At 62.2% G+C, this 6,507-nt stretch carries 7 protein-coding genes; 4 read left to right on the plus strand and 3 right to left on the minus strand.

The genetic code is table 11. From position 1 onward, the window contains the following. The coding region (locus LJE91_04790; protein ID MCG6868056.1) for a 4Fe-4S binding protein at positions 1-1,056 on the minus strand (1,056 nt) is incomplete at its 3' end. Between the two features lie 337 nt (positions 1,057-1,393). On the opposite strand from LJE91_04790, the gene LJE91_04795 reads away from it, so the two are divergent. The 4 genes from LJE91_04795 (at position 1,394) to LJE91_04810 (ending at position 3,529) form a co-directional block, all read left to right on the plus strand. After that, on the plus strand, positions 1,394-1,936 hold the full coding sequence (locus LJE91_04795; protein ID MCG6868057.1) for a 4Fe-4S dicluster domain-containing protein: 543 nt from the start codon (positions 1,394-1,396) through the stop codon (positions 1,934-1,936). A gap of 73 nt (positions 1,937-2,009) precedes the next feature. After that, positions 2,010-3,005: a polysulfide reductase NrfD gene (gene nrfD, locus LJE91_04800; protein ID MCG6868058.1), complete on the plus strand. Its 996-nt coding sequence runs from the start codon at positions 2,010-2,012 to the stop codon at positions 3,003-3,005. Positions 3,006-3,024: 19 nt separating this feature from the next. Next, on the plus strand, positions 3,025-3,168 hold the full coding sequence (locus tag LJE91_04805; GenBank protein ID MCG6868059.1) for a hypothetical protein: 144 nt from the start codon (positions 3,025-3,027) through the stop codon (positions 3,166-3,168). Between the two features lie 157 nt (positions 3,169-3,325). Beyond that, on the plus strand, positions 3,326-3,529 hold the full coding sequence (locus LJE91_04810) for a DUF2892 domain-containing protein (protein ID MCG6868060.1): 204 nt from the start codon (positions 3,326-3,328) through the stop codon (positions 3,527-3,529). Positions 3,530-3,544: 15 nt separating this feature from the next. Here the strand turns inward: LJE91_04810 and LJE91_04815 are convergent, their stop codons facing one another. Next, positions 3,545-4,540, minus strand: coding sequence for a hypothetical protein (locus LJE91_04815; GenBank protein MCG6868061.1), 996 nt, complete (start codon positions 4,538-4,540; stop codon positions 3,545-3,547). 261 nt (positions 4,541-4,801) lie between these two features. Then, on the minus strand, positions 4,802-6,507 hold a 1,706-nt coding region (gene bamA, locus LJE91_04820), incomplete at its 5' end, for an outer membrane protein assembly factor BamA (protein ID MCG6868062.1).

Below are 6,507 nucleotides of genomic sequence, written 5' to 3' on the forward strand. Positions count from 1 at the left end.
GGTCGCCGGTCGGTCTGCGGCGCCGGTCAAGTCTCCCGGTTCCCTCAGGACCAAGCGATCGGGATCGTGTCCCAGCCCCGACAACAGGCGCCGGGTCTGCTCGATCTCGGTTGAGAGGTGGGGTTCGCTCTGGTCGGACGCAGGGCAGAGCGTCACGGACGGAACACCGGCAGCCAGGAACTCCAGCCAGGTGTCCATACCGAGGGCGGCAATGGCCGGCAGAACCCCGACCACGGTGTGCCTTTCGCCGGACTGCCCGGCTGCGGCGCGCACCGCCGTCTCGGAACCGGGTTCGCAGAGGATGAGCGCGGGAGGGCGGTGCGTGTCGCCCGTCCGAACCCGTTGCCACAGCTTTTCCTGCAGATCATCCGCGCTCGGCTGCCGGTAGCGAACGGCACCGGTGGGGCAGACCAGGGTGCAGGTCCCGCAACCCTGGCACAGGTGGGGATCAAAATGGATTGCCTCGGAGTCCGAGTCGATCGCACTGGCGGGGCAGGTCTCGATGCAGCGCGAGCAACCCGTCTGCCCCTGGCGGCTGTGTACACAGAAGGACTCGCGATATTCGAAGTAACGGGGTTTAGCGAGGCGTCCAGTCAATCGTGGCAGCGTATCCAGCGCCCGCCTCAACGCCCCGGAATCACCCTGTGGCGCGAAGTAACCCAACGGCGCGATCCGGCGATCGATTGCAGGCGACGCCCCCAGATCCAGGACGAGGTCGAAATGCCCGCCGGGATCCGTCCGCGCCGGTTCCAGGGGTATGGTCCCGTTCTTGCACTCGGCAACCGCCCAGAAGTGGCCAAGGTATCCGTCCAGGGACGCCAGGCGCCCCCGACGCCAGGGGAGGTCAGGCGGGACACCGTCTGGCGGGGACCCGGGCGAGAGCACGAGGACGTCCAGACGCGGTGAGAGCCGGATCGCAGCCGCGGCACAGGCCTCTGCCGGCCCGGTGATCAATATCCGGCCGGCCGACTCGTACAGTACTTCGCTCTCGTCGGGGTCGATTCCCTCTGCCAGGGGCCGAAGGTCCGGACCCGGGACTGGTCGCTGCGTTGCCATTTCCAAAACCTTTCACCGGCAGTCGTTATCGTTCCCCCGCAGGTCATACTGACTTCTCGGGGTCATCCAGGCTACGGATTGTGCTTGGATTCGAACGCCGGGTGCAATGATCGGCGGAGGGAGTGTGGTAGTACAGAACAATACTTATTGTCATACCTGCCGGGCTTCCGTTTGACCCGTAGTAATGTGCCACCGCCTCCGTGGTAGACTGACGCCCCGTGGCCGGTATGGCCGCTACTTGCCAATCGTCTTCAAGCTTCGAGGAATCGCGTGATGTCCCTCAGAAAGACAGCACTTATCCTGATCGCCTTGCTGCTCCTCCAGGAAACCTGAACCGATGATGCGATACGCCATGGTCATCGACACCCGCACCTGCATCGGCTGCGGCGACTGTGTCGTGGCCTGCAAGACCGAGAACAACGTCCCGGCCGGACTCAACCGGGACTGGGTGGTGGAGGCGACTTCCGGGACCTATCCAGACCTGAGTACGGAGTTTCGTTCGGAACGCTGCAACCACTGTTCGCACGCCACCTGTGTCTATCTCTGTCCGACGGGAGCGAGTCACTACTGGCAGGACACCAACATCGTGCTGGTGGACGCCAACAAGTGCACGGGCTGCAAGGCCTGCATCGCGGCCTGCCCCTATGACGCACGGCTGATCATGCACCCCGAAGGTTACATCGACAAGTGCACCTTCTGCCATCATCGCGTCGAGAAAGGGCTGGATCCGGCCTGCGTCTCGACCTGTCCGACGCACTGCATGCACTTCGGGCTGCTCGACGATCCCGGCAGTGTCGTGAGTACGCTGCTGAAGACCCGGAATTACAAGACGCTGATGCCCGAGACCGGTAACCAGCCCAACGTTTACTATTTGACCTGAATAAACGTCAGCAATATGCTGATATTGAACGAATTTTAACGGCATTGTAGAAGACCCACAGAGAGGCGAACCGATGCAAGAAGTTGTCCTGGCGACCGCACGGCACAACGACAAGATCGACCCCACCCTGGGTGTCTGGACCTGGGAGGTTTCGGCCTACCTGTTCCTCGGCGGACTCACCGCGGGAATCATGTGCTTCGCCGCCCTGATGGTGCTGATGCGCAAGGACGAGGAGGCCCCGTTCGCGACCAACCGCCTCGCGCTGCTCGCACCCATCGTGCTGTCACTGGGCATGACCACGCTGTTTCTGGACCTGGAGCACAAGCTCTACGTGTTCCGTTTCTATACCACCTTCGAGGTCACCTCGCCCATGTCCTGGGGTGCGTGGATCCTGGTGGCGATCTACCCGATCTCGATCCTGCAGATCCTGTCGACGATGCGGGTGGGGTATCCGGGGCTGGCCGGCTACGCCGAGAAGCTGCCGTTGGTCTCCGCTGTGCTGGATCTGAGCGAACGGTTTCGCCGACAGATCGCGTTCGTGAGCATCCCCTTCGCGGTAGCGCTCGGGATCTATACCGGCATCCTGCTGAGTGCCTTCAGCGCAAGGCCGTTCTGGAATACCGGCGTGCTCGGACCGCTGTTCCTGGTATCGGGACTCTCCACGGCGGCCGCGCTGGTACTGCTGGCCGCACGCGAGGCGGCGGAGAAACATCTGTTCACCCGGATCGACCTGGCGCTGATCGGCGTCGAACTGACGCTCGTGTTCCTGCTGCTGATCAATCTCGGCACCGGCAGCGAGGCCCAGCTCGATGCCACATCGCTGGTGCTCGGCGGTCCCTATACCTTCGTCTTCTGGATCCTGTTCGTGACCGTCGGATTGCTGATCCCGGCGGTCCTGGAGACCTGGGAGATGCGCGGCGGCCGGGTCCTGGTATTCATGGCACCGATACTCGTGCTGTTCGGTGGCTACGTGCTGCGCCACGTCACCGTCGAGGCGGGTCAGCTCAGTACCTGGACGCAATACGAGACCCAGTACGATCCCGCCCTGCTCAAACGTCTGGACCGATGACAATCGTCGAGGGAATCCAATGCTGAAACCGCTGTCCGTAGGGTTGGCGGGATACGTCCCCCCGCTGCAGCCGGTTGAGGCCGAGCGCTCTGCCGATCCGTCGGGTCTCGGGCTCGAGACGGGCGGTCCACCTGCGGGACTCCGGATCGGGGAGGGCTGCTGACGGTAATCAACGCATCCTGTTTTTCGACGTCGACCGGGCGGTGTCAGCATTGCCACGGTCCGGAAAGCGATGCGTTTCCGGTTTTCCCGGCCCGACCGGAACGAAACGAATGGAATCGAACAGGGCCTGAATCGCCACCCAGGCAGGAGGAATCCCCGTGAACATTGATCGACTCGTCGTCTCGATCGCCGGCGTCTTCATTCTGTTGAGCCTCGTGCTCAGTCAGCTCCACAGCCCCTACTGGCTGTGGTTCACGGCTTTCATCGGCTTCAACTGCCTCCAGGCGGGAATCTCCACCTTCTGTCCGCTCGCCAAGATCCTCAAATCGCTGGGCATCAAACCCGGCATGGCGTTCGAATAGACCACGAACCCCGGCTCAATCCACGGGATGACTGAGGGGAGCGAGTACCCGCTCCCCGTTCACAACGACCAGGCGGGAACGCACTCCCTCCGTCCTGGCGATGAGCCACGGCAGGGCCAGACGGAAGAATTCCGGCACGGCTGACAGGGCAGGGAGCCGAAGCAGCAGATAGTCTCCCCGTTCATTCAGCACGACCCGGTGGAGGTCGCTGCCGGCCTGTGGCTGGATGACCATGACGTTCCAGTCGAGCGGGGTACCGTTGCCCCGCTCGAGTGCAATCTGTTCGGCAAGGGTAAGCAGTTCACCCGAAACCGCTGCGCAGGCCGGGCGTTTCCACCACAGGTCGGCGACACTCGCGAACTGGATCTCGAGGCCGTCCTCGGCGTTGCATACCGGCCCTGCCTGGTCACTGAAGCTCCATCTTGGGACGATCGATGGGGGGACATCGGCCGACTCCGCCTGCCTCGTGATCCCCGGCAGGTCTTCGCAGACGTTACGTTCACAGAACCGGCTCGCAACGTGCTGCTCGAAGATGATCTGTTCGTCCATCCGGGGATTGGTCAGGATCACCAGTCGCCCGTCCACGACAACGAACACCCGGTCATAGGGCGTCATCCCGACCTGGACCGAGGTCGATTCCGTTATACCGACCACAATCCCTGCCAGCTCGGCGGCCTGTCGTCGCACGGCGAGGGCCCATCGCCGTGCGTCCCGTCGCGCGGCTCCCGGTTGGCGCTCGCGCCTGGCGAGTTCCGCCTCGTTTTCGTAAACCTCGATCATCTCCGTGATCGCCAACAGGGCGAATTCCCTGCGCAGCGACGGCGGGCCATCCGCCAATGCCCTGGCGATCTGCCTGATGTGGACGGCGTTGGGCGCATCCGGTATCCGTCGACCATCCGCGGCACCCAGTCCCATCGAAAGACCGAGCAGGAAAAGGAGGATCGATCTGGACCATTCATGCATGGGCGTGGCGGCGAGGCGCTCGTCACCCGGTCCGTTTGCATCAGGCATCGGCCCGTAGGATGTCGTTAAGAACGATGCAGTTCGCGAATTCACTGCGTCCTACACTCTAACTTTCATGGATATTGACCATCCACCCCAGAAGATGAAAAATCACCTTGCCAGCCGATCCCACTGCACGGATTTTTGAAACTATAGGCGCTAGGGTAGCGCTTGGCCGACGAAATCAGGCAATCGGGATCCGAATCCAGTCGTTTTTCGTGTTTTTCACCGCGGTGGGTTTGTTTGGCCCGAAGCCGGTGTTTTTTCACGCTAAAAAGACTGACCGATACTGAACAGAAACGGGCTCCTCAGATCGTCCGATGCGGGATCGATCGCGTAGGCCAGTTCGAATCGCAGCGGACCGATGGGCGTCCGGTACGACAGTCCGCCCCCCACGCTGAACTTCAACTGGTCCAGCGGGTAATGGAACGAGGGTGAGAACACGTTCCCATAGTCGACGAATACGGTCCCACCCACCGGCCCGAAAATCGGAAACCGTAACTCCAGGCTGCCCTCAAGCAGGCTGTTTCCCCCGAGCGGACTGCCGTCCTCGTCCAGCGGACCGAGGCGGTTCAGGGCGTAACCCCGCACGCTTCCCGGTCCACCCGCGAAATATCGAACATTGCTTGGGATGACCGTAGTCCCGCCGTAGGGTTCGATCCCGCCGAGCCTGAGCCGCGTCGCAAGGACGATCCTGCGGGACACCGGATGGAAGTACCGTCCCTCCACCGTGGGCTTGACGAAGCTGGCATCCGATATCAGTGCGGTATTCGAATGGTCGATTTGTCCTCCCAGGAACCACCCTCGCCGCGTGTTGATCCGGTTGTCACGGTTGTCCCACCGACCCGAGGCGTACTCGATGAACAGTTTATTATCCTCCACGCCCTCCAGGGCCTCCTGGGAGGCGGCGAGATCGACATCGTAGAAGGTGTTCGAGGTGAGCTCTAGGCCCGCCGCACCGGCCACTCTGTGTGTGAATTCGTGCTCGATCTGCCACTCGCCACCCGCGGTCAACAGGTTGTAGGCGGGAAAGGGATCGACGATGTCGAATATCGAGTTGAGGAGGCCGAATGGGTCGGTCTGTAACTGCTTGTAGTTCAGTGCGAAGAGCTTCCAGGACATCGTGGTGTCCGGCCCGAACACGTAGGGATCGAACAGTTTCGCCTCGACCGTCTGGGAGATTCCGGTCACGCGCCCGAGGAACGACAGCCTCTGTGCCTGTTGTCGGAAATTGCGTTGCACCCACTCGATCTCGTAACGCATGCTTTCCACGGAACTCGCCCCGATTCCGACCCTGACGGTACGCGGCTTGCGTTCGGTGACCTCGAAATCCACGTTCAGGGGGGTGCCGGTCTCGTCCATGTTGAGCTGACGCGGTGTCACGGCACGAAACATCCCCAGGTCGTAGATACGTCCCTGGGATTCGATCAGGTCGCGGGCACTGTAGAGCTCACGCTCCTTGATCTTCAACTGCCGGCGGATCACAGGTTCGGGCACCTGCTTCTCTCCGGTAATGGTGATCTCGCCGAACGGGGTCGGATCGCCCGGATCCAGGGAAAAGATGACGTCGGCCTCGTGGGTATCGGGATTGACCGTCGTTTCAGGTACGATCCTGGCGCGTGCATAACCGGCGTTCTGCATCCGCAGGCTCAGTCTGGCGACGCTGCTGTCGAACGCTTCCAGGGTCAACCGATCTCCGGGCTGCAGTTCCAGCAGGCCGAGGAGTTTCTTCTCCGAAGGCAGCTCGGGAGGGAACTCCCCGGCAATTTCGACCGATCGCACCTGCGTGACCGGTCCCTGGTCGATCTTGATGACGATGGTGTACGCCTGAGACTCGGGGTCTTGGGTAACGGACTCCACGCTGGCCGTGGCGGATAGGAATCCGCGATCGAAGTAGAACTTACGCAAGCGGAGCATATCGGCCTCGAGCGCCGCGGGATCGAAAGGCTCCCCCCGCTTCCAGGGCTGGAAACGCG

Source organism: Gammaproteobacteria bacterium (assembly GCA_022340215.1).
Taxonomy (GTDB): domain Bacteria; phylum Pseudomonadota; class Gammaproteobacteria; order JAJDOJ01; family JAJDOJ01; genus JAJDOJ01.

Bases quoted from the DNA above. Each gene is read 5' to 3' on its own strand.
- nrfD (MCG6868058.1), top strand. From the start codon at position 2,010: ATGCAAGAAGTTGTCCTGGCGACCGCACGGCACAACGACAAGATCGAC.
- LJE91_04805 (MCG6868059.1), top strand. From the start codon at position 3,025: ATGCTGAAACCGCTGTCCGTAGGGTTGGCGGGATACGTCCCCCCGCTG.
- LJE91_04795 (MCG6868057.1), top strand. From the start codon at position 1,394: ATGATGCGATACGCCATGGTCATCGACACCCGCACCTGCATCGGCTGC.
- LJE91_04815 (MCG6868061.1), bottom strand. From the start codon at position 4,540: ATGCCTGATGCAAACGGACCGGGTGACGAGCGCCTCGCCGCCACGCCC.